Origin of the sequence: Bradyrhizobium sp. CCBAU 11430, from assembly GCF_028128855.1 — a bacterium.
GTDB classification, from domain to species: domain Bacteria; phylum Pseudomonadota; class Alphaproteobacteria; order Rhizobiales; family Xanthobacteraceae; genus Bradyrhizobium; species Bradyrhizobium ottawaense.
Genome location: NZ_LBJV01000056.1, coordinates 22,438 through 45,388, shown reverse-complemented (window position 1 = coordinate 45,388; position 22,951 = coordinate 22,438). Strand labels below are relative to the sequence as shown.

The following is a 22,951-nucleotide window of genomic DNA, read 5'->3' as shown; positions in this document are numbered from 1 at the left end:
ATGGATTTTACCCCGACCGCAAAGCTCATCCGCCTTGCTCACGGGGAATTCCATGCCTGCTTCAATCATCCTGTCGAATCTGTCGCTGTCCACGCCTGACGGCCGTCCTCTTCTCTCGAACATCGATCTGACGTTCGGCGCCGAGCGGACCGGCCTCGTCGGTCGCAATGGCGTCGGGAAGACGACGTTGCTCGGGTCGATCCCCGGGGAGCATCTTCCCCAGGCGGGGCGCGTCGTCGTCAACGGAACCGTCGGTTTGCTGCGCCAGGATATCCAGCTCCTTGCCGGTGCGACGGTGGCCGATTTGTTCGGAGTGCGAGGTCACCTCGCGCTGCTTCGCCGCGCCGAGCGGGGGGAAGTCTCGGCCGACGACCTCGCCGAGGTCGATTGGACTATCGAGGCACGCCTACAGGCTGCGCTTGCACGTCTCGGGTTTGATCTCGCTCCCGACACCGAGCTGGAGCGGCTGTCCGGCGGCCAGATCACGCGGGTTCGCCTCGCCGCATTGGTCTTTGCCGAGCCGGACTTCCTGCTGCTGGACGAGCCAACCAACAATCTCGACCAGGACGGCCGCAAGGCCGTGATCGATCTCCTCGCGGCCTGGCGCGGCGGTGCGATCGTCGTCAGCCACGATCGGCGCCTGCTCGATACGATGGATGCGATTGTCGAGCTGACGTCGCTCGGAGCCACGCGATACGGCGGCAATTGGAGCCGTTACCGCGAACAGAAGGCGGTCGAGCTCGCCGCCGTCAGGCACGACCTCGCGCATGCCGAGAGGAAGCTATCCGAGATCGACGGCAAGGCGCAGGAGGCCGCGGAGAAGAAAGCGCGCAAGGACAGCGGCGGCAGGAAGAAGCGCGCCAAGGGCGACATGCCGCGCATCCTGGCGGGGGCGCGCAAGGATCGCAGCGAGGATACCGGCGGCAAGACCGCGCAAATCGCCGAGCGGCTGCGCGCGGAAGCGCTTCAAGCCGTCGACACGGCGCGCGGGCGCATCGAAATTCTTCAGCCGCTCTCCGTCAAGCTGCCCGCGACCGGCCTGCCGGCGGCCAGGGAGGTGCTTTGGCTCGACCGCGTCAGCGCCGGCTATCGGTCGGAGCAGCCGGTCCTGCGCGATCTCTCATTCGCCGTCGTCGGTCCGGAGCGGATCGCGCTGGTCGGGCCCAACGGCTCCGGCAAGACGACGCTGTTGAAACTCATCGCGGGGGATCTGCGTCCGCTTTCGGGCACCCTGCGGGTCAGGCCGGATTTCGCGCTGTTCGACCAGAAGGTCAGCCTGCTCGACCCCTCGATCTCCATCCTGGAGAATTTTGGGCGTCTCAATCCGAAGGCGGGAGCGAACGAATGCTATGCCGCGCTGGCGCGGTTCATGTTTCGCGCCGATGCCGCCTTGCAAGTCGCCGGAAGCCTGAGTGGCGGGCAGATGTTTCGCGCGGGCCTCGCTTGCGTGCTGGGCGGGTCATCGCCGCCGTCGCTGCTGATCCTGGACGAGCCGACCAATCATCTCGACATCGAGTCCATCGAAGCGGTCGAAGCCGGCTTGAGGGCCTATGACGGCGCGCTGCTCGTCGTCAGTCATGACGAAGCGTTCCTGCAGGCGATTGGGGTCACGCGGCGGCTCGACCTCGCCGCCAAGGTGTTGCGCACTCACGGCGGGATCGTCTGATCCCGGCCGGCGGTCCTGATATGGCAGTGATTTTCAAAAACCCGACGCCCTGCCCCCAGCGCGTCGGGTGGAAAAAATGAGTATCAATCCGTGATCCCAACGCAACTGTTGTGACGCGTCCCGCAGCAATTGACCACTCCGGGAAACTACCGCGTCGGAATCGCGCTGAGCCGGCTGGTTTGCAACCTACGATGCTGCACTCCCGCCCGGCTCGAGCGCTTCGCCGATCTCGAGCGGGTGGGCCATGGTCTCGTGCAGCGCCTCGCGGTCGAGCTCGCCTTCGGAGATGCTGATGACCACGCAGGCGACGCCGTTGCCGATCAGATTGGTCAGCGCGCGGCATTCGCTCATGAACTTGTCGATGCCGACCAGGATCGCGATCGACTGGATCGGGATGTCAGGCACGATCGAGAGTGTCGCTGCGAGCGTGATGAAGCCCGCGCCGGTCACGCCGGAGGCGCCCTTCGAGGTGATCATGGCGATGCCCAGAATGCCGAGCTCCTGCCAGATGGTCAGATGCGTGTTGGTCGCCTGCGCCAGAAACAGCGTCGCCAGCGTCATGTAGATGTTGGTGCCGTCGAGGTTGAAGCTGTAGCCGGTCGGAATCACGAGGCCGACCACGGATCGCGAGGCGCCGAGATGCTCCATCTTCTGGATCATCTGCGGCAGCACCGTCTCGGAGGACGACGTGCCGAGCACGATCAGCAGCTCGTCCTTGATGTAGGCGATGAAGCGGAGGATCGAGAAGCCGGCGAGCCGCGCGATCGCACCTAACACCACGAGCACGAACAGCATGCTGGTGAGATAGAACGTGCCGATCAGGGCGGCGAGATTGATCAGCGAGCCGAGGCCGTAGGCGCCGACCGTGAACGCCATCGCGCCGAAGGCGCCGATCGGCGCCACGCGCACGATGATGCGGATGATGCCGAAGAACATCTTGGCGGCCTTGTCGATCGCGTCCGCAATGGGCTCGCCGGCCTTGCCGAGAAAGGCGATGGCGAAGCCGGACAGGATCGAGATCAGCAGCACCTGCAAAAGGTCGCCGCGCGCGATCGCGCCCAAATAGCTGTCGGGGATGATCGCCATCAGATGGGCGACGATGCCCTCTTCCTTGGCTTTGGTGACGTAGGTGGCGACCGAGTTCGGGTCGATCGTGGCGGGATCGATGTTGAAGCCGTGCCCGGGCTGCAGGATCTCACCGACCAGGAGGCCGACCGCGAGCGCGACGGTCGAGACCGTCTCGAAATAGATCAGCGACTTCAGCCCGACCCGGCCGACGCGCTTGAGGTCGCCCATCGAGGAGATGCCGTGCACCACGGTGCAGAAGATCACCGGCGCGATCATCATCTTGATCAGCGCGATGAAGCCGTCGCCGAGCGGCTTCAAGGCCTTGCCGAGATCGGGGTAGAAATAGCCGATCAGTACGCCGAGCGCGATCGCGATCAGCACCTGCACGTAGAGGATCTTGTACCAGGGCTGTTGCCGGCGATGGATGGCTGGCTGGATCGCGACTTGTGTCATAGAGTGGCCCCGGAACGCATTGATTTTGCGTGATTTCGATCTTGCATGGCTTGCATCATGTGATGGTCGCCGCAGAAGCGACAATCACATTTTTGTCTGTTCGCACGAAGATCGGTCGCTGCACCGCAACTGGGGGGAACATGTCGACTTCATCAGGCGCCGGCCGGCAACAGCGAGGCTATTTCCCGCGTTGGACGTTGAAGACCTCAGGCGTGATCATGCCGGAGGAGCGGCTGTCATGGGGCCAGACCATCGTCTCCGGTCTCCAGCATTGCGTCGCGATGTCGGGCTCGACGATCATCGCGCCGCTGCTGATGGGCTTCGATCCCAATGTCGCCGTCCTGTTCTCCGGCATCGGCACGCTGATCTTCTTCGTCATCGTCGCCGGGCGCGTGCCGAGCTATCTCGGCTCGAGCTTCTCGTTCATCGCCGTCGTCATCGCGGCCACAGGCTATGCCGGGCAGGGGGCGAATCCCAATATTTCGGTCGCGCTCGGCGGCATCGTTGCCGCTGGAGTGCTCTATGGTGTGATCGCGCTGATCGTGATGTGGTCGGGAGTCGGCTGGATCGAGCGGCTGCTGCCGCCGGCCGTCACCGGTGCCGTGGTCGCAGCCATCGGCCTCAACCTCGCGCCCGTGGCGGTCAAGGCGGTGAGCGCGAATGCGTTCGATACCGGAATCGGACTTGCGACCGTTCTGATCATCGGCGTGGTGGCCGTTGCGGCGCCAGGCTTGTGGCGCCGCCTGCCGATCATCCTTGGCGCGATCGGCGGATATCTTCTGTACCTGCTGTTCGCCAACGGGCTCGGTTTCGGCAAGCCGATCGACTTCACTCAGCTTTCAGCCGCGCCGTGGTTCGGCATGCCGAGCTTCACCACGCCGACATTCCAGGCCGATGCGATCTTCCTGATCGCGCCGGTTGCGATCATTCTCGTTGCCGAGAATCTCGGGCACATCAAGGCCGTCGGCGCCATGACGGGCCGGAGTCTCGACGCCTATCTCGGCCGCGCCCTGTTCGCCGACAGCTTAGCTACCATCGTGGCGGCCTGCGGCGGCGGCACCGGCGTCACCACCTATGCCGAGAACATCGGCGTCATGGCGGCGACGAAGGTCTATTCGACATTGCTGTTCGCCTTCGCCGCCATGGTGTCGATCCTGCTCGGCTTCTCGCCGAAATTCGGCGCGCTGATCCTGTCGATCCCGGGACCCGTCATCGGCGGCCTCTCGATCGTGCTGTTCGGACTGATCGCGGCGATGGCGGGCCGGATCTGGGTCGAGAACAAGGTCGATTTCGCCAATCCTGCAAACCTGATCACCGTCGCCGTGGCGCTGACCGCCGGTGCGGGCGACCTCACGCTCAAATTCGGCGCATTCACGATCGGCGGGATCGGCACGGCAACTTTTGGCGCCATCATCCTCTACCAGATCCTGACCTCGCCGCTGGCGCGGCGCGCGGAGTGATTCCCAGGGATGCACGAAAGGGATGGAACAAAACGCCGGTTCCATCGATGATGAGACATCCCGGAGAGAACCCATGCCGCAAACCGATCGCTCGACCTCCTTTCCCTCGCGCCTCGTTGGCCAATACGCCCTGGTGACCGGCGCCTCGCAAGGCATCGGTCGCGCCGTCGCCATCCGGCTCGCCCAGGAAGGTGCGACTGTTGCGATCAATTATTTCGAGAACGAGGAGCGGGCGGAGGAGACGCTGGCGCATGCACGCACGGCATCGGGCGATCGTGGCCATGGCAAGCTCGATCATCTCATCGTCAGGGCCAATGTCGGCAACGCGCAGGAGATCGCCGCGATGTTCGAGACGATTTTGGCGCGCTGGAAGCGCCTCGATTGTCTCGTCAACAATGCCGGCTTCCAGAAGGAATCACCGAGCGAGGCGCTCGACGTCGAGACCTATCGGCGCATCATCGACGTCAACCTCAACGGCGCCGTGCTCTGCGCCCAGAAGGCGCTCGCGCATTTCGTGGCGCGCGGGGGAGGGGGCTCCATCATCAACTGCTCCAGCGTGCACCAGATCATCCCGAAACCCGGCTATCTCGCCTATTCGATCAGCAAGGGCGGCATGGCCAATCTGACGCGCACGCTGGCGCTGGAGTTCGCCGGCCGCGGCATTCGCGTCAACGCGGTCGGGCCCGGCGCGATCGACACGCCGATCAACGCGGCCTGGACCGGCGATCCCGAAAAGCGCGGCGTCGTCACCAGCCACATTCCCATGGGACGCGTCGGTACGCCGGAGGAGATCGCCGCCGTGTTCGCCTTCCTCGCCTCGGACGATGCGAGCTACATCACCGGGCAGACCCTCTACGCCTGCGGAGGCCTGACGCTCTTTCCGGAATTCCGCGAGAACTGGGCGAGTTGATCTCAGTTTGGGACTGTGAGGATGGCGGTCGGGCCGGGTAGGGGTCTGCGGCGCCGTGTGCTATCGACCGTGGACGACGCTGCCGCTATTGGCAAGCGTCGACACATGAAGGGCTCGTGACCACAACCATCAACATCAATGCCTACAGCGACGCGCTGGTGGTCCTCGGCACTGCCGGCGTCGTGGTGCCGATTGTCCGCCATTGGGGCATCAATCCCGTGCTGGGCTATCTCGGTGCCGGCGCCATTCTCGGTCCGCTCGGGCTCGGCTCGCTCGTTCAGCAGCTCCCGTTGCTGTACTGGGTCACCGTCGCCGACGCGCAGAATGTCGAGGGTATCGCCAATCTCGGTATCGTCTTCCTGCTGTTCCTGATCGGGCTCGAACTATCTTTCAGGCGGCTCGTCACGATGCGGCGCCTGGTGTTCGGGCTTGGTGGCCTGCAGGTGCTGGCGACGTCCGCCATGATTTTCGGCGTGACGCTTCTCTCCGGGCAGAGCTCGGATACGGCCGTCATCCTGGGCGCGAGCCTTGCGTTGTCCTCGACGGCGATCGTGCTCGAGCTTTTGTCCACCGAGAAACGACTTGCGACCACTGCCGGTCGCGCCAGCTTCTCGGTGCTGCTGGCCCAGGACCTCGCAGTCGTTCCCATTCTGGTTTTCGTCTCGGTGCTCGGCGCGGAGAGTGGCGGCTCCGTCCTGGCGCACATCTCCAGCGCGATCCTGAAGGCCGCGCTGGCGGTCGCTGTCCTCACTCTGCTCGGACGGCTGCTGATGCGGCCGCTGTTCCAGATGGTTGCGGGCACCCACTCGACGGAGCTGTTTGTCGCCACGACCTTGTTCGTCATCGTCGGCGCAGGGATTGCCGCGCACCAGGCGGGCCTGTCGATGGCGCTCGGAGCATTCGTTGCGGGACTGATGCTGGCGGAAACGGAGTATGGCAAGGCCATTGAGGCCACCGTCGAGCCGTTCAAGGGCCTGCTGCTGGGCATCTTCTTCTTCACGGTCGGCATGGCCATCGACTTCCGCGTGTTCATGCGCGAGCCTGGTTGGCTGCTGGCTGCGGTCATCGGCATTCTCGTCGGCAAGGCGATCGTGCTCATCATGCTCGGCCGGCTCTTCAGGCTGTCCTGGGCGACGGCGATCGAGATCGGCTTCCTGCTGGGTCCCGTCGGCGAATTCGCGTTCGTCAGCATCGGAATGGCGGCGGCCGGCGGTCTGATCGAGCCGCGCGTGTCGAGCTTTGCCGTCGCCATCACCGCCGTGACGATGGCCTTGACGCCGCTTTTGGGCGCGCTCGGACGCCGACTGGCCGCGAAGCTGGGTCCTGAGCGCTCGCCCGATCCAGAGCTGGCGGTCCGGCCGCCCGGCGACCGGGCGCAGGCCATCGTGGTCGGCTACGGCCGCGTTGGAAAAGTCGTCTGTTCGCTGCTGACCAGCCACGGCCTGAACTACATCGCGGTCGATCACGAGGCCGTCGCCGTGGCGCGCGACCGCCGCGACGGTCACAAGGTCTATTTTGGCGATGCGACAGAGCTCGGTTTCCTCGAGGCTTGCGGCCTGATGCAGACGACCGGTGTGATCATCACCATCCAGTCGCGGCCGGCGATCGATGCTGTCGTCGAGCGGATCCGGGCGGTGCGGCCGGATGTGCTGATCGTTTCACGTGCGCGGGATGCCGACCATGCCCGTCACCTCTATGCGATCGGCGCAACCGATGCGGTGCCGGAAACCATCGAGGCAAGCCTGCAGCTTTCCGAAGCCGCACTGGTCGGCCTCGGAGTTGCGGTCGGGAATGCGATAGCCTCGGTGCACGAGAAGCGGGATGAATTCCGGCTGACGCTGCAGCAAGCCGCCCGCATTGCCGGACAGGAGAAAGTGCGCCCGCTCGATCTCACGGGGCGCCGGTCCCCGCGATAACCGCCCATCCGGGTCGCTATGCGCTGCGGACTGCGATGATCTGGCAAAACCCGCCCGCGCAGACTACATCTGCGCCATGGCAAACGCTCCACTGGCAAGCTCCCCGCTCCAGGATTTCGTCGGCCGGCACGAAAAACTGTTCGTGCTGACCGGCGCCGGCTGCAGCACCAATTCTGGCATTCCCGATTATCGCGACAGCAACGGCAACTGGAAGCGGACCCAGCCGGTCAACTTCCAGTCCTTCATGTCGGACGAGCATACGCGGCGGCGCTATTGGGCGCGCAGCCTGATCGGCTGGCGGCGGTTCGGCCAGGCTCGCCCGAACGATGCGCATCGTGCGCTGGCCCGGCTCGAGGCGAACGGCCGGTGCGGGATGCTGCTGAACCAGAACGTCGACCGGCTGCATCAGTCGGCCGGCCACCGCCAGGTGATCGACCTGCACGGCCGGCTCGATCTGGTTCGCTGCATGGGCTGCGGCCGCAAGACGCCTCGCGATGAGTTTCAGCACGCGCTTGGTCGCGCGAATGCGGCGTGGCTGACGCTCGATGCGGCCGATGCACCCGATGGCGACGCCGATCTGGAGCACGAGGATTTTTCGTCCTTCCAGGTGCCTCCTTGCGAAGCCTGCGGCGGCATCCTCAAGCCCGACGTCGTGTTCTTCGGCGAGAACGTGCCCCGCGACATCGTCGCCACCGCGCAGGATCATCTGGCGCAGGCCGACGCCATGCTGATCGTCGGCTCCTCGCTGATGGTCTATTCCGGATTCCGCTTCGTGCAGGCTGCCGCGCAGCGCAATATTCCGATTGCGGCGGTCAATCTCGGCCGCACCCGCGCCGACGATCTCCTGACGCTCAAGGTCGAGGAGCGCTGCGAGGCGGCGCTTGCATTCCTGCTCTGATCGCGCAGGCGGTGAACTCAGCTTGCCTATTGCATAGGTGCCAAGCAGAATGGCCGGGCGCGGCGTTGTCCTCGTCGTCCATGGCATGGAAATTGCTGCGCTTTCGACCTCAGTCTTGACGATCAGCGCGGAGAATTTGGAATGCTTGAGGGAGCCGAGGTGCGGCTTGCCGTCGATATCGGTGGTACGTTCACCGACATCGTGCTGGACGTGGGGCAGGATCGCAAGACGCGCAAGCTGCTGACGACGCCGCAGCGCCCCGAACAGGCCGTGCTGGACGGGATGCGTCTCATTCTCGCCGATGCGCGCGCGCATATCAGCGACATCGACGTCTTCATTCACGGCACCACGCTCGCCACCAACGCCATCATCGAGCGCCGCGGTGCCAAGACGGCCCTGATTGCGACCGAAGGCTTTCGCGACGTGCTCGATATCGGCACCGAGAGCCGCTACGATCAATATGATCTCGGCATCGACAAACCGAGGCCGCTGGCGCCGCGCAGCCTGCGTTTCACCGTGCCCGAGCGCGTCGACGCCCACGGCGCCGTCCGTCTCCCGCTCGACGAAGCGTCGGTGCGTGCACTCGCGCCGAAATTGCGTGAGCTGGGCGTCGCGAGCGTCGGGATCGCCTTCCTGCACTCCTATGCCAATCCCGAGCACGAGCGACGTGCGGCCGCGATCCTGGCCGAGGAGATGCCTGATATCTCCGTGACCGTGTCCTCGGCCGTTTGCCCGGAGATTCGCGAGTATGAGCGCACATCGACAGCGGTCGCGAACGCCTATGTGCAACCCCTGATCGACGGCTATCTCGCCCGCATGGCCGACGCCTTGCAGGTCGAGCAGTTCCGCGGCGCGATCTATCTCGTCACCTCAGGTGGCGGCGTCACCTCGATCGAGACGGCGCGGCGCTTTCCGGTGCGCCTCGTCGAGTCCGGGCCTGCCGGCGGCGCAATCTTCGCGGCGCAGATCGCGGCGCGTCTTGGCGAGAGCAAGGTGCTGTCCTTCGACATGGGCGGCACCACGGCAAAGATTTGCCTGATCGAAAAGTACCAGCCCGAGACCTCGCGCGTGTTCGAGGTCGATCGCGCCGCGCGCTTCCTCAAAGGCTCCGGCCTGCCGGTGCGCATCCCCGTGATCGAGATGGTCGAGATCGGCGCCGGGGGCGGCTCGATCGCCCATGTCGACGCGATGAAGCGCGTCACCGTCGGGCCCGAGAGTGCATCGTCCGAGCCGGGCCCGGCCTGCTACGGCCGCGGCGGCCAGCGTCCGGCGGTGACCGATGCGGACGTCGCGCTCGGCATGATTGATCCCGACGCATTTGCCGGCGGTACGATCAAGCTCGATCCGGAGCTTTCGAAGCAGGCGCTGCTGCGCAGCGTCGGCGAGCCGCTCGGCCTGTCGGCAGAGACTGCGGCCTATGCCGTGCACGAGGTCGTCTGCGAGAACATGGCGAGTGCGGCGCGTGTCCATGCGGTCGAGCGCGGCGAGATCGTCGGCCAGCACACGCTGATCGCCTTTGGCGGCGCGGCGCCGTTGCATGCGGCGCGCGTTGCCGAGAAGATCGGCGTCTCCCGCGTGATCGTGCCGTCGAATGCCGGTGTCGGCTCGGCCGTCGGTTTCCTTGCGGCACCGATCGCCTATGAGCTGGTGCGCAGTCGACATGTCCGGCTCGATGATTTCGACACCGAAGCGGTGTCGGATCTCCTGCAGGAGATGGTGACCGAGGCGCGCGCGCTGGTCGAGCCTGGTGCTGCCGGTGCGCCGGTGCGCGAACGACGCGCCGCCTTCATGCGCTATGTCGGCCAGGGCCATGAGATCTCGGTCGAGCTGCCGAACCGGCGGCTGACGGGGGCCGATCTCGCCGGCCTGCGCCAGAAGTTCGAGGCGGACTATTCCGCGATGTTCGAGCGGCCGATCCCGGGCGCCGCGATCGAGGTGTTGAGCTGGTCGGTGCTCGCTACGACGGAGGCGCGCAATCCATCTGCTGTCGCCGCCGTCACGCGCAAGCCTGCCGGCAAGGCTGTCGGCAGCCGCAAATTCTTCGACGGCCGCGCCGGCGAGGTGATCGAGATCCCGCTCTATCGCCGCGAGGACATGGTGCCGGGCGCGACCATCGCAGGCCCGGCCGTGATCGCGGAGGACGAGACCTCTACCTTCGTTTCCACCAGTTTTGATGCCCATATCGACGGTGCCGGCAGCATCGTCATGGAACGGAAGGCGGCCTGATCATGAGCAAGGCAAATGGCGCGAGCCTGATCGACCTTCAGATCATGTGGCACCGGCTGATCGCCGTGGTCGAGGAGCAGGCCCAGGTGCTGCTCCGCACCGCCTTCAGCCCGATCGTGCGCGAATGCGGCGACCTCTCGGCCGGCGTGTTCGACCTCAAGGGGCGGATGCTGGCGCAGGCGGTGACCGGCACGCCCGGTCACGTCAACTCGATGGCGGAATCGGTCAAGCACTTCATCAACCACTTCCCGATCGAGACGATGAAGGAGGGTGATGCCTACATCACCAACGATCCCTGGATGGGCACCGGTCATCTCAACGACTTCGTCGTCACCACGCCCTGCTTCAAGGACGGCAAACCGGTCGCGCTGTTCTCCTGCACCAGCCACCTGATGGACATCGGCGGCATCGGCTTCGGGCCTGACGCCACCGACGTGTTCATGGAGGGGCTCTACATCCCCATGCTGAAGCTGATCGACCAGGGCGTCGTCAACGAGACGCTGATGGCGATGATCCGCACCAACACGCGGCTGCCGATCGATACCGAAGGCGACACCTATTCGCTCGCCGGCTGCAACGACGTCGGCTGCGAGCGCCTGGTCGAGATGATGACCGAGTTCGGCATCGATACGCTCGACGGGCTCGGCGATTACATCTGCGACCGCTCACGCGAGGCGGTCCTGGCCGAGATCGCCAAGCTGCCGAAAGGCAGCTGGCGCAACACCATGGTGGTCGACGGTTATGATGCCCCGGTCACGCTGGCTGCGACGCTGACGATCTCGGATGCGGGCATCCATGTCGATTTCGACGGCACCTCCGCGGCCTCGAAGTTCGGCATCAACGTGCCCTTGTCCTACACCACCGCCTACACCGTGTTCGGCCTCGGCTGTGTCGTGGCGTCGCAGATCCCGAACAATGCCGGCTCGCTGTCGCCGCTGACGGTGTCGGCACCCGCAGGCGCGATCCTGAATGCGCCGAAGCCCGCGCCGGTCGCCTCGCGCCACATCATCGGGCAGATGCTGCCCGACGTGGTGTTCGGCTGCCTGCGTCAGATCATTCCCGAGCGCGTTCCGGCCGAAGGCACCTCGTGCCTGTGGAATCTCAACGTCCGCGGCCAGACCCGCTCCGGCGTCGGCGGCAATTACGGATTCTCGATGGCGGTGACCTCCAATGGCGGCACCGGTGCGCGCTTCGGCAAGGATGGGCTGTCGGCCACCGCCTATCCCAGCGGCGTGCGCGGCACCCCGGTCGAGATCGCGGAGACGCAGACGCCGCTGATCTTCTGGCGCAAGGAGCTGCGTCCGGATTCCGGCGGGGCAGGGCGCACCCGCGGCGGCCTCGGCCAGATCATCGAGGTCGGCAGCGGCGTCGATGCGCCGTTCGACATCCTGGCGGCGTTCGACCGCATCGATCATCCGCCGCGCGGGCGCGATGGCGGCAAGAACGGCGAGGCCGGCTATGTCGGCCTCAAGTCAGGCAAGAAGCTGCGTGGAAAAGGATTTCAGCAGGTGCCGCCGGACGACCGGCTTGTTGTGCTGACGCCGGGCGGCGCCGGCATCGGCGCCCCCACGACGCGCGATCGCGCGGCGGTCAGGGACGACATCGAAAGCGGGCTCGTGTCCGCCGACAATGCGGCTGCAGTTTATGGGTACCCGCGCTGACAAACCAGTGCGCTTGGTAAACGGAGGGGAGCAATGATCACGCGACGGAACTTCACCGCGGGCGCAGCGACGCTGCTCGCCGCCGGCCACATCTCGACCCGCGCCGGGGCGGCGACGGCGAACTGGGACATGTCGACGGTCTGGCCCGACGGCAATTTCCACACCCAGAACGCGATGGCCTTCGCCGAGGAAGTGAAGAAGCAGAGCGGCGGCTCGGTCGCGATTACCGTGAAGGCCGGTGGCCAACTCGGCTTCAAGGGACCCGAACATCTGCGCGCCGTGCGCGACGGCCTGGTGCCGCTTGCCGACGTCCTCAACATCCAGCAGGTCGGCGACGAGCCCTTCATGGGCGTCGAGAGCATTCCCTTCCTCTGCAGCTCGATGGACGAACTGAAGGTGCTGCACAAATATGTGCGGCCCGAATACGAGAAAGTCGCCGCACGCAACAACCAGAAGATCCTCTACATCGTGCCGTGGCCGACGCAGTATCTGCATCTCAAGGTCAAGGTCGCCGATGTCGACGGATTGAAGAACATCAAGATCCGCGTGCCCGACAAGAACGCCGTCGACATGCTGGCCGTGGTCGGCATGGCGCCGGTGATGATCCCCTGGGGCGAGACCATCCCCGCGCTCGCCTCGGGCGCCGTCGCGGGCGTCTCGACCTCGGCGGTCTCGGGCGTCGACGGCAAGTTCTGGGAATTCCTGAAATACGTCTACCCGACCAATCACGTCTGGTCCTCGCAGATGCTCACCGTCAATCTCGATTCCTGGAAGGCCCTCAGCGCCGACCAACAGCAGATGGTCGCCGGCATCGCCGCGAAGATGGAGCCGGGGTTCTGGGCGAACTCGCTCAAGGCCGATGCCGACAGCCTCAACCGCCTGAAGGAGGGCGGTATGGAGGTGGTGCCGGTCTCGGGCGCGATGATGACGGATATCCGGGCCAAGACCGCGCCGCAGCTCGACGCCTTCCTCAAGCGCGTGCCGGCGGCCGATAAGCCGGTGCGGGCCTATCTCGCCGAAATGAAGCGCTGAGGCCGATATGGTCAGCGTTTCGCCCGCGGCTTCACAAAGTCTCAACGCCGCGGCGCCGGCGCCGCTGCGCATTCTGCTCGACGGCATCGACCGTCTCGGCCGGCTCGACGGCTGGATCGGCGGCGGCTGCCTGTTGACGCTGACACTGCTGATGCTGTGCGAGGTCGCAACGCGCTTCCTCTCGAATTTCCTGTCGTTCTTCCCGCCGACGATCTCGATTGCCTGGGAATACTCATCCTATCTGATGGCGGCGTCCTTCACCTTCGGAGCCGCCATGACCTTGCGTGTCGGCGGCCACATCCGTGTCGTGCTACTGCTCAAGAACGCGCCGGCGCCGTTGCAACGGGCGCTGGAGATCCTGTCCGCCGCGGCCGGTTTTGCCTTCATGGCGTTCCTGACCTCGGCCATGGCGAAGTTCGCTTTCGGCGCCTATGTGCGCGGCCAGGTCTCGACCTCGAGCGACACGCCGCTGTGGTTTCCGGAAGCCGTCGTCACCTTCGGCATGCTGCTGCTCACGCTGCAATTCCTGGCACGCGCGATCCAGGCCGTGCTCGGCCTGCCGCTGGAGGATCACCGCATGAAGGCCTCGCCCGTCGAATGACAGCTTTGCTCGCTCCCGGATTCCAGATCGCATGACCATCGAAGTCGTCGCCCTGTTCGCGATCCTGTTTGCGCTGCTGGCCTGCGGCGTGTGGATCGGCCTCACGCTCGCGCTGACAGCGACATTGCTGCTCGCGATGTTCCGCTCGATCCCGCTCGACAAGCTGTTGCCGCAATACGCCTGGAACATCCTGACCACGCAGGAGCTGTTGGCGCTGCCGCTGTTCATCCTGATGGGCGAGTTGCTGTTCCGCACCCGCCTGTCGCGCTCGCTGTTTCAGGGGCTGGCGCCCTGGGCGGGGTTGCTGCCCGGCCGATTGCTGCATGTGAACGTGATCGGCTGCACCATCTTCGCGGCGATCTCGGGCTCGTCGGCCGCGACCACGCAGGTGATCGGCCGCATGTCGCTCAACGAGCTCTTGCGCCGCGGCTACTCGCGCGACATCGCGATCGGCTCGCTCGCCGGTGCCGGCACGCTCGGCTTCCTGATCCCGCCGTCCAACATCATGATCATCTACGGCGTGCTCGGCGACGTCTCGATCCTGAAACTGTTCACCGCCGGCGTGCTGCCCGGACTTCTGCTCGCCGCAACCTTCATGGGCTGGGTGATGCTGCACACCACGCTCAAGCCCGCGATGGTGCCGGAGACGGAAGCAAAGCTCTCGCAGGTGCCGTGGGGCGAGCGCTTCGCCGCGCTGAAGGATCTCGCACCGGCGCTGTTCCTAATCGCCTGCGTGCTCGGCTCGATGTATGGCGGGCTTGCGACCCCGTCGGAGGCCGCCGCCGTCGGCGTGCTGGGCGCGGCGCTGGTGGCCTGGGCGCAGGGCTCGATGTCGCAGCAGGTGATGCGCGACGTGCTGATCGGCTCGGTCGTGACCTGCTCGATGATCGCGCTGATCGTGCTCGGCGCTTCGATTCTCGGCAATGCCGCGGCCTTTCTCGGCATCCCGCAGGCCGTCGCCGCCTTCGTCAAGGGGCTCGGCCTGTCGCCCTTCATGCTGATCGTGGTGCTGGTCGTCTTCTACCTGATCCTCGGCTGCTTCCTCGACGGCTTCTCGATGATCGTGATGACGTTGCCGATCGTGCTGCCGATCGTGAAGGGGGCGGGATTCGACGAGATCTGGTTCGGCATCTTCCTCGTGCTCGCGGTCGAGATGGCGCAGATCACCCCGCCCGTCGGCTTCAACCTGTTCGTGATCCAGGGCCTGACGGAAGATGGCCTCGGCTACATCGCGCGCGTGACGCTGCCGTATCTCGTCATCATGATCGGCTTCGTGCTGCTGCTGACGCTGTGGCCCGGCATCGTCACGATTCTGCCGCGGGTGCTGTACGGGTAGATTGGTCGGTGGCGGGTGTGGCGGGTGCCGCAGCCGTCAGCGGAATGGCGTTGCGGTGCGGCGGGGATCGCAGGCCTGCCCACCTACCATCCGTTGTGTCGCCCGACGGGCAAATCACGCCAGTGCTGGGTCGATAGCCGCGCGCGAAAATATTCGAATTTACAGAAGTTCGGTTTTGCCGTACAACCCGTGACATCCCGCCCGCCACGAGGGGCGTTTCGCGATCGTCACGAGACGCGGGCCGGGATGCGGTGGCCGCGACGGCGTCGGCGCGCGATGATGGCTGCAGGGCGGGAAACCGTGAGCAGCGACAGGCGCGATACGACACGGCGCTGACAGCGTCCTTGTTCGGCCCCGATGGCGAGCGCACGCCAGCCGTCGGGGATGCGGATGGGGATGTGCGCGGACGGAGAAGTCGTGTGGTCCTGACGCCCGGGGTCTGTGCGTCAAGGCTTGCGGTGATGTGGCGGCCCGACCGGGCGCGTGCATCAGCCATCTGCAAGGCGACGGGGGCAATAGTGCATCGCTCCCCGAGGAGAGCACGAAGGACACCGTGAAAACCATCGCGCAGGGAAGGCCGGGCGACCGGCATCACCTGTCGTCCACCCCGTGCGCGTTTCTTTCGCACACGCGGGACTTCGGGTGCCAGCCGGCGCCCGGCCTTCCCTGCGCCCTTGCTTTTAAAGGGCGGAAGAGATCAGCAAAGCTCGGGCAAGTCAGGCCGCGAGAATAAGCAGTCATGTCCATCGCTAAACAACGGTCTCGTGCCCCGGACGCAGTGCAACGCGCCGCGTCTTCGCGGCGTGGTGCGCTGCAGAGCCGGGGCCCATGCATCAGCGAAGTGTGTAGCCTTCTGGGTCCCGGCTCTGCGCAGCAGCGTAAGAACGCTGCAGCTCGTCCGGGACACGAGAGAGGCGCGCCAAACGTCGTCCCGGCTTGTCGACCGGGACGACTTGCGCGAGCAAGAGCGAAGGGGTGTTCGGCTCGGCCTAGGCCGCCGCCTTCTTGCGCGCGAGCTCGGCCTTGTACAGCTCGAACTCTTCTGCAACCGCCTTCGCGACCGACGGCCGCTGGCGCAGGCGCTCGTAATAGGCCTTCACCTTTGGCCATTTCGCGAGCTCGATCGGCGGCGTTGCCATGGTCCAGTTGATGACCGTGACCAGATAGGCGTCGGCAACGCTGAAATGGTCGAGCAGGAAGTCGCGCCCCTTCAGGTAGTTGTCGAGATAGTCGAGCCGCGACAGGTTCTTCTCGAGGGCATAGGCCTTGGTCTCCTGCGGGGCCTTGCGATCGAGCACCGGGATGAAGAGGCCCTTGTGAAGTTCGGTACCGATGAAGCACAGCCATTGATGCAGCCGCGTGCGCTCGATGCCCTCTGCGGCGCCAAGCCCGGATTGCGGGAAGCGGTCGGCGACGTATTGCAGGATTGCCGCGTTCTCGGTCAGAACCACGCCCTCGTCGGTGCGCAGCGTCGGCACCAGGCCGATCGGATTGACGGCGCGGAAGTCGGAGCCGTCGCTCAGCACGGTCTTGGTCGGCGGGTCGACCTCGAGATAGTTCGCTTCGGCGCCGGCTTCATACAGCGCGACACGGGTTGCCATCGAACAGGCGAGCGGCGAGAAATAGAGATCCATCTGTAGCCTCCTTGGGCAATTTCTGAGATTTCGCTCAACCTGGCCAGATTGATTTTTGTACCATGTTGCATAATATGGGATCGGTCAAGGATTAGTTTGCGAAATGGTACAAAAATCGAAGCCGCCAGCTGCTGCCAATGAACCCGAGGGCGGCGGCCAACCTAGGCGCCGCGGCCGTCCGCGCGCCTACCAGCCGGATATCGCGCTCGGCAAGGCGCTGGATCTGTTCCGCCGGCAGGGTTTTGCCGCGACCTCGCTCGATGATCTGAGCGAAGCGACCGGGATGAACCGCCCGAGCCTTTACGGCGCCTTCGGCGACAAGCGGGAGCTCTACATCAAGAGCTATCAGCGCTACCGCGAGGATGCGCGGGCTTCCATGGCTGCGATCTTCCGCGAGGAGATGCCGGTGCGTCAGCGGCTGGAACGCATCTTCGCCTCCGCGCTGAACATCTATCTCTCGGGCGAGACCGGTCCGCGCGGCTGCTTTACGGTGGTGACCGCGGCGTCAGAAGCCGTTGGCGATCCCGAGATTCGCGCCATGGTGCTCGACGGTCTCGCCGAGCTCGACAAGGCCTTTGCAAACTGCTTCCGCCGCGCCAAGGAGAACGGCGAGCTGCCGGCGAGCGCCGATCCGGTCGTGCTGGCGCAGATCGCATCAGCCACCGTCCACACCATCGCCATCCGCTCGCGCGCGCGTGTATCGCGCAAGGAGCTGGAGGCGATCGTGAAGGGGGCGATCGACGTGATGGTGGGGGCCAAGAGTTAGGCTGTCGTCCCGGGGCGCGCGTAGCGCGAGCCCGGGACCCATAGCCACAGGGAGGTGTTTGGCGAAGACTAGGAGGTACCAGCTCGCCTAACAAACTTCTCCCTGGGGTTATGGGTCCCCGCCTTCGCGGGGACGACAGCGAGTATGTCGCGCGATCCCGCGCTCAACTACGCCGCGCGGATCTGCGCGAGGAAGCGATCCACCTCGTCCCGCAGTCGCTGCGACTGCTTCGACAGCTCGATCGCCGAACCCAGCACCTCCTCGGCCGCCGTGCCCGTTGCGGCGATGCCCGCGCTAACACCGGAGATGTTCTGCGAGACCTCGCCGGTGCGGGCGGCCGCCTGCTGGACGTTCTGTGCGATCTCCTGGGTCGCCGTGCCCTGCTGGCCGACGGCTGCGGCGATCGCGGCGGAGATTTCGTCGACTTGCTGGATCGTCGCGCAGATCGACTGGATGCCGTCCACAGCGCCTGATGTCTCGCCCTGCACCGCGTTGACCTGGGCGCCGATCTCCTCGGTCGCCTTCGCCGTCTGCGTCGCCAGTGCCTTGACCTCGGAAGCGACCACGGCAAAGCCGCGGCCGGCTTCGCCCGCGCGCGCCGCTTCGATCGTCGCGTTCAGCGCCAGCAGGTTGGTCTGGCCCGCGATGCCGTTGATGAAGGAGACGACGTCCCCGATCTTTTGCGCCGCGTCCGCCAGGCTCTGCACGCGCTCGTTCGAGCGCCGTCCGTCGCTCGCGGCCTTGCCCACCACTTCGGTGGCGTGGGCGAGGCGCCGGCTGATCTCGGTCATCGACGAGGACAACTCCTCGGCTGCTGCGGCGACGGTCTGCACATTTTCCGAGGCCAGCGCCGACGCGGATGATACGGCGCCGGTCTGCTGTCGGGATTGCTCGACGATGGCCGACATCGAGCGCGCCGTATGCTCCATCTCGACCGCAGCCGAGGACACCGTGGTGACGACGTCGCGGATGCTGGCCTCGAAATTGTCGGCAAGCGCGGCGAAGGCACGCCGCTTCTCCGCTTCGGACTGCGCCTTGGCCTCCAGCTGCTCGGCCTGAAGCTTGCCAAAGTTGACGGCGTTGTCGCGGAACACCGCGACCGCCTTCACCATCGCCCCGACTTCGTCATTCGCCTTGCTGGCGGGGATGGTGACGTCGGTCCGGCCGTCTGCGAGCTCGCGCATGACGGACGTGATGGAGAGGATCGGACGCGAGATGCTGCGGGCGATGAGATAGCCGACGATGGCGGCAAGCACGAGCCCGATCGCGGCGATCGCAATCGCGAGCATCCAGGCGCGGTCGGCCGAGGCCTCGTAATCGGCATTGTCCATCACCAGTTCGACGGCGCCGAGCGGCTTTCCGGAAAAATCCCTGATCGGTCCGAGCAGCGCCGCCACCGGCGTATTGTCGAGCTTGGCCCGCTTCACCGTGAAGCTGCCTGTGGTAGCGCGGCCGTAATCGGCCGCGTCGAAGAAGCTCTTGCCCTTCAGCGTGCCGCCGAACAGCTTGAAGCCCGAGCCGTCGGCGAGGTGGAAGGCGACGTCGACATGGCGGTTGGTCTTGAAATCGTCGAGGAAGGACTGGCCGAAGGTCAGGCCGAATTCGACCGAGCCGAGCTGCTTGGCTCCTTGCGCGATCGGCACCACGCCGCGGATGCCGAGCCCGGCGACGCCGCCTTCGAGGCCGACCACGACCTTGCGATCCTGGTTGGCGACGACGACGGTCTTGCGGAATCCGCTGAGATCGTCGCCGAACTTGGCGGGCTGGTGGACGCGCAGGAACGAGGTCGCCGGCGCCACGTGGAACTGGAACTGCTCGACGCCGTATTCCGATTTGGTCGCGGCAAAGACCGGCCCGAACAGGGCTATCAGGGCGTTGCGGTCCTGCTTGGCCATCGCATCCTGCGTCGCCGGCATCGCGGCCACGACCGTGCTCATGGCGGCGGCCCGGTGCGATTCCTCGGCGATGCGCGACTGAAGGGCATCATAATGGCTGTGCAGCTCGCGCTGGTCGGCGCGGTCGATGATCCCCGCGATGATCCACATCGCCCCGAGCACCGCAAACAGGGCGGTTGCCGCCGCCGTCACCGCGAGGGCAACCGTGATCCGCATCCTGAGGCCGAGGCTCGCGCGCATGTTCGACTCGTTGTTTGAGCGTTGGTTAACAACGCTTATCAACTTCTCGCTAAGAGAGGGTGAACGGGATACCGGCGGAGCGCTGTGGTTGTGAGCGATCGTTAGGCCAGCCCGGTTGCCTCCCCACAAACCGGGTCGTCCCCGCGAACGCGGGGACCCATACCGCGGAATCTATCAAGTAAAGACAGTCGCAGTACCGAGCTGCGACTTTTCGCAAAACTTCACCCTGTGGTTATGGATCCCCGCGTGCGCGGGGATGACACGGAATTTGCAGAACCAGCGTTCGCAAAATTCCGAGCGCCTCAATAGCCCCTGGCCCGGTCCACCACGTTCTCCAGCGTGCCGCCGGCCTCGAACCGTGCGATCTGCTCGGCGACATAGGCCGAGATCGCGTCCGCGTCGGTGTCGGCTGCGTTGTGGGGCGTCAGCACCACCTTGGGATGGGTCCAGAACCGGCTGTCCGCCGGCTGCGGCTCCTGCACGAAGACATCGAGCGAGGCGGCGCCCAGCGTGCCATCGTCGAGGCAGGCGAGGATGTCGGCCTCGTTCTGCAAGCCCCCGCGGCCGGCATTGATCAGCACCGGCGCGCCGAGCGGGCTGTTGCGGTTGAGCTTGGTGAAGACGTCGCGGTTGAGGATGCCGTGCGTCTCCGGCGTCAGCGGCAGCAGGCAGACCAGGATATCGGTCGCGCGCAGGAACGTATCGATCTGGGCCGAGCCATGGAAGCATTCGACGCCGTCGATCGCGCGCGGGCTGCGGCTCCAGCCGGCGACGCGGAAGCCGAGCCGGCGCAGCACGTCGGCCGCATCCGCTCCTAACGTGCCGAGCCCCATGACGCCAACCGTGACCGCGCTCGCAGGCCATTGATATTTCGGCTCCCAGCGTTTTGCACGCTGCGAGTCCCGCAAATAGAGCTCCTGGCGGTGATGCATCAGCACGTGCAGCACGACATATTCAGTCATGCGGCCGGTCAGGTCGGGTACGGCGACCCGGACCAGCGGCACATCGGGCAGGCTCTTGTCCGCCATCAGCGCATCGACGCCGGCGCCGAGATTGAAGATCGCCCGCAGATTGGGGAAGGCGCCGAGATCGCCGGGCACCGGCTTCCACACCGTGGCATAGTGCACCTCGGCGGGATCGAGCGTGGAATCCGGCAGCAGCACCACACGGCGGCCGCCGCAGACAGCGTCAAACCGGGCCTTCCAGCGCTCGGGCAACCAGTTCTGCTGCGTGCTGTTGATCAGGACGGCCAGTGTGCCCTTGGTCATTCGAAGTGCCTCGTCGGTTCCGCTCAAGAAGGCCCTCCTTGGCACGACCTGCCGGATTTTTCCTGCTATTTTTTTCCGCAGTCCTGTCGGACCGGGGCATAGTGGATCGTCTTCACAACAAGACCCGAGGAAAATGTCGCCCATGCTTTATGCAATCCTTTGCTATCACGATGAGGACTTTGTCGGCTCCTGGAGCAAGGAGCAGGACGAGGCCGTGATGAAGAAGCTCGCCGTGGTGCAGGAGAAGCTCACCCAGCAGGGCCGGCTCGGGCCGGTCGCGCGGCTGCTGCCGACCACGGCAGCGGCGACCCTGCGCAAGGAAGATCCGCCGCTGGTGCTCGACGGCCCCTATGCCGAGACCAAGGAGCAGCTGCTCGGCTTCTACATCGTCGACTGCAAGAATCTCGATGAGGCGCTCGACGTCGCCCGCGACCTTGGCGCAGCCAATCCCGGCGGCGCCTATGAGGTGCGTCCCGTCGGCGTGTTCCGGCCCGGAGGAAACCTGACGTGAGCGAGACCGACACCGCCTGGATCGAGACCGCGCTGACCTCGGCGCGCCCCCAGGCGGTCGGCGCGCTGCTGCGTTATTTCCGTGATCTCGACACCGCCGAGGAGGCGTTCCAGAACGCCTCCCTGCGCGCGCTCAAGACCTGGCCGCAGAACGGACCGCCGCGCGATCCTGCGGCCTGGCTGATCATGGTCGGCCGCAATGCCGCCATCGACGAGGTGCGCCGGACCCGCAAGCAGCAGCCGCTGCCGGAGGACGATCAGGCGATCTCCGATCTCGACGACGCCGAAGGCGCGCTGGCCGAACGGCTGGACGGCTCGCACTACCGCGACGACATCCTGCGGTTGATGTTCATCTGCTGCCATCCGCAATTGCCGGCGACGCAGCAGATCGCGCTGGCGCTGCGCATCGTCTCGGGGCTTACCGTGAAGCAGATCGCGCGCGCCTTCCTGGTGTCGGACGCGGCGATGGAGCAGCGCATCACCCGCGCCAAGGCGAAGGTCGCGGAAGCCGGGACGCCGTTCGAAGCGCCCGGCGCAATCGAGCGCTCCGAGCGGCTCGCCGGTGTCGCGGCGATGATTTATTTGATCTTCAACGAGGGCTATTCGGCGAGCGGCGACACCGCGGAGATCCGCAAGCCGCTTTGCGAGGAGGCGATCCGGCTGGGGCGCCTGCTGCTCAGGCTGTTTCCGAGCGAGCCGGAGATCATGGGGCTCACGGCGCTCATCTTGCTGCAGCATGCACGCAGTGCCGCGCGCTTTGCCGCGGACGGTTCGCTGATCCTGCTGGACGACCAGGACCGTTCGCTTTGGAATGACACCATGATCGCGGAAGGGCTGGCGCTGATCGACAAGGCGATGCGCCACCGCCGCAGCGGGCCCTATCAGATCCAGGCCGCGATCGCTGCGCTGCATGCCCGCGCGTCGACGCCGGAGGAGACCGACTGGACGCAGATCGACCTGCTCTATGGCGCACTTGAAGTTGTGCAGCCGTCTCCCGTGGTGACGCTCAACCGCGCGGTCGCGGTCTCCAAGGTGCGGGGGCCGCAAGCCGCGCTCGATCTGATCGAGCCGCTTGCGCCGAAGCTCTCCAACTACTTCCATTTCTACGGCGTGCGCGGCGCCTTCCTGATGCAGCTCGGCCGCAACGAGGAGGCGCGTGTCGCCTTCGACCGCGCCATCGCGCTTGCCAACACGTCCGCAGAAGCGGCCCACATCCGCATGCACATCGATCGCCTGATCCGGGACAGCCAGCCGAAGGCTGGCGCGCGGCAGGGTGCGAAAGTGAAGTGACGCCGCACGCGTCATTCCGGGTTTACCCTTCGGGTGCCCCGGAATGACGGCAGAATAATTTCGTCTTCAAGTGTCGGCCTCCGCCGTTCCCGTTCGTCCTAAGCCCGTATCCACGGAGCTC

The 22,951-nt window shown here is 65.6% G+C and carries 17 protein-coding genes; 13 read left to right on the top strand and 4 right to left on the bottom strand.

Features of this window, described 5'->3' with window-relative positions; all coding sequences use genetic code 11:
• Positions 1 to 52 precede the first annotated feature (52 nt).
• Positions 53 to 1,666: an ABC-F family ATP-binding cassette domain-containing protein gene (locus tag XI04_RS17050; RefSeq protein ID WP_271609244.1), complete on the top strand. Its 1,614-nt coding sequence runs from the start codon at positions 53 to 55 to the stop codon at positions 1,664 to 1,666.
• A gap of 186 nt (positions 1,667 to 1,852) precedes the next feature.
• Here XI04_RS17050 and XI04_RS17045 read toward each other — a convergent pair whose 3' ends face one another.
• On the bottom strand, positions 1,853 to 3,187 hold the full coding sequence (locus XI04_RS17045) for a dicarboxylate/amino acid:cation symporter (RefSeq protein WP_028140353.1): 1,335 nt from the start codon (positions 3,185 to 3,187) through the stop codon (positions 1,853 to 1,855).
• A 140-nt stretch (positions 3,188 to 3,327) separates the two neighbouring features.
• Between XI04_RS17045 and XI04_RS17040 the strand changes: the two genes are divergently transcribed.
• From XI04_RS17040 to XI04_RS17000, 9 genes are all read left to right on the top strand, one after another.
• Positions 3,328 to 4,647: a solute carrier family 23 protein gene (locus tag XI04_RS17040; protein ID WP_028140352.1), complete on the top strand. Its 1,320-nt coding sequence runs from the start codon at positions 3,328 to 3,330 to the stop codon at positions 4,645 to 4,647.
• Positions 4,648 to 4,720: 73 nt separating this feature from the next.
• Positions 4,721 to 5,557, top strand: a complete 837-nt coding sequence (locus tag XI04_RS17035; RefSeq protein WP_028140351.1) for an SDR family oxidoreductase — start codon at positions 4,721 to 4,723, stop codon at positions 5,555 to 5,557.
• Positions 5,558 to 5,673: 116 nt separating this feature from the next.
• Positions 5,674 to 7,473, top strand: a complete 1,800-nt coding sequence (locus tag XI04_RS17030) for a cation:proton antiporter domain-containing protein (protein ID WP_271609243.1) — start codon at positions 5,674 to 5,676, stop codon at positions 7,471 to 7,473.
• Positions 7,474 to 7,549: 76 nt separating this feature from the next.
• Positions 7,550 to 8,371: an NAD-dependent protein deacetylase gene (locus tag XI04_RS17025; protein WP_271609242.1), complete on the top strand. Its 822-nt coding sequence runs from the start codon at positions 7,550 to 7,552 to the stop codon at positions 8,369 to 8,371.
• 141 nt (positions 8,372 to 8,512) lie between these two features.
• Positions 8,513 to 10,597 carry a hydantoinase/oxoprolinase family protein gene (locus tag XI04_RS17020; protein ID WP_271609241.1) on the top strand — a complete coding sequence of 695 codons (2,085 nt, stop codon included), beginning with the start codon at positions 8,513 to 8,515 and terminating at the stop codon, positions 10,595 to 10,597.
• 2 nt (positions 10,598 to 10,599) lie between these two features.
• Positions 10,600 to 12,258 carry a hydantoinase B/oxoprolinase family protein gene (locus tag XI04_RS17015; protein WP_038951027.1) on the top strand — a complete coding sequence of 553 codons (1,659 nt, stop codon included), beginning with the start codon at positions 10,600 to 10,602 and terminating at the stop codon, positions 12,256 to 12,258.
• A gap of 33 nt (positions 12,259 to 12,291) precedes the next feature.
• Complete coding sequence (locus tag XI04_RS17010) at positions 12,292 to 13,290, top strand: TRAP transporter substrate-binding protein (RefSeq protein ID WP_271609240.1); 999 nt, start codon at positions 12,292 to 12,294, stop codon at positions 13,288 to 13,290.
• A 7-nt stretch (positions 13,291 to 13,297) separates the two neighbouring features.
• Positions 13,298 to 13,891: a TRAP transporter small permease subunit gene (locus XI04_RS17005; RefSeq protein WP_038951026.1), complete on the top strand. Its 594-nt coding sequence runs from the start codon at positions 13,298 to 13,300 to the stop codon at positions 13,889 to 13,891.
• A 31-nt stretch (positions 13,892 to 13,922) separates the two neighbouring features.
• Positions 13,923 to 15,227 (top strand): TRAP transporter large permease, encoded by a 1,305-nt coding sequence (locus XI04_RS17000; RefSeq protein WP_271593605.1) that lies wholly within the window; start codon positions 13,923 to 13,925, stop codon positions 15,225 to 15,227.
• Positions 15,228 to 16,216: 989 nt separating this feature from the next.
• Here the strand turns inward: XI04_RS17000 and XI04_RS16995 are convergent.
• Complete coding sequence (locus tag XI04_RS16995) at positions 16,217 to 16,861, bottom strand: glutathione binding-like protein (protein ID WP_271609239.1); 645 nt, start codon at positions 16,859 to 16,861, stop codon at positions 16,217 to 16,219.
• 103 nt (positions 16,862 to 16,964) lie between these two features.
• On the opposite strand from XI04_RS16995, the gene XI04_RS16990 reads away from it, so the two are divergent.
• Entirely contained in the window at positions 16,965 to 17,627 is a 663-nt protein-coding gene (locus tag XI04_RS16990; protein ID WP_038948373.1) for a TetR/AcrR family transcriptional regulator, read from the top strand.
• A 167-nt stretch (positions 17,628 to 17,794) separates the two neighbouring features.
• On the opposite strand, the gene XI04_RS16985 is transcribed toward XI04_RS16990, so the two are convergent.
• Both XI04_RS16985 and XI04_RS16980 read right to left on the bottom strand, forming a co-directional pair.
• Complete coding sequence (locus tag XI04_RS16985) at positions 17,795 to 19,762, bottom strand: methyl-accepting chemotaxis protein (RefSeq protein WP_271609238.1); 1,968 nt, start codon at positions 19,760 to 19,762, stop codon at positions 17,795 to 17,797.
• Between the two features lie 302 nt (positions 19,763 to 20,064).
• Positions 20,065 to 21,030 (bottom strand): 2-hydroxyacid dehydrogenase, encoded by a 966-nt coding sequence (locus XI04_RS16980; RefSeq protein WP_152103676.1) that lies wholly within the window; start codon positions 21,028 to 21,030, stop codon positions 20,065 to 20,067.
• A gap of 142 nt (positions 21,031 to 21,172) precedes the next feature.
• On the opposite strand from XI04_RS16980, the gene XI04_RS16975 reads away from it, so the two are divergent.
• Positions 21,173 to 21,541, top strand: a complete 369-nt coding sequence (locus XI04_RS16975; protein ID WP_028140339.1) for a YciI family protein — start codon at positions 21,173 to 21,175, stop codon at positions 21,539 to 21,541.
• Positions 21,538 to 22,830: an RNA polymerase sigma factor gene (locus XI04_RS16970; protein ID WP_095426686.1), complete on the top strand. Its 1,293-nt coding sequence runs from the start codon at positions 21,538 to 21,540 to the stop codon at positions 22,828 to 22,830. Before XI04_RS16975 ends, XI04_RS16970 begins: the two co-directional genes overlap by 4 nt.
• Positions 22,831 to 22,951: the final 121 nt, after the last annotated feature.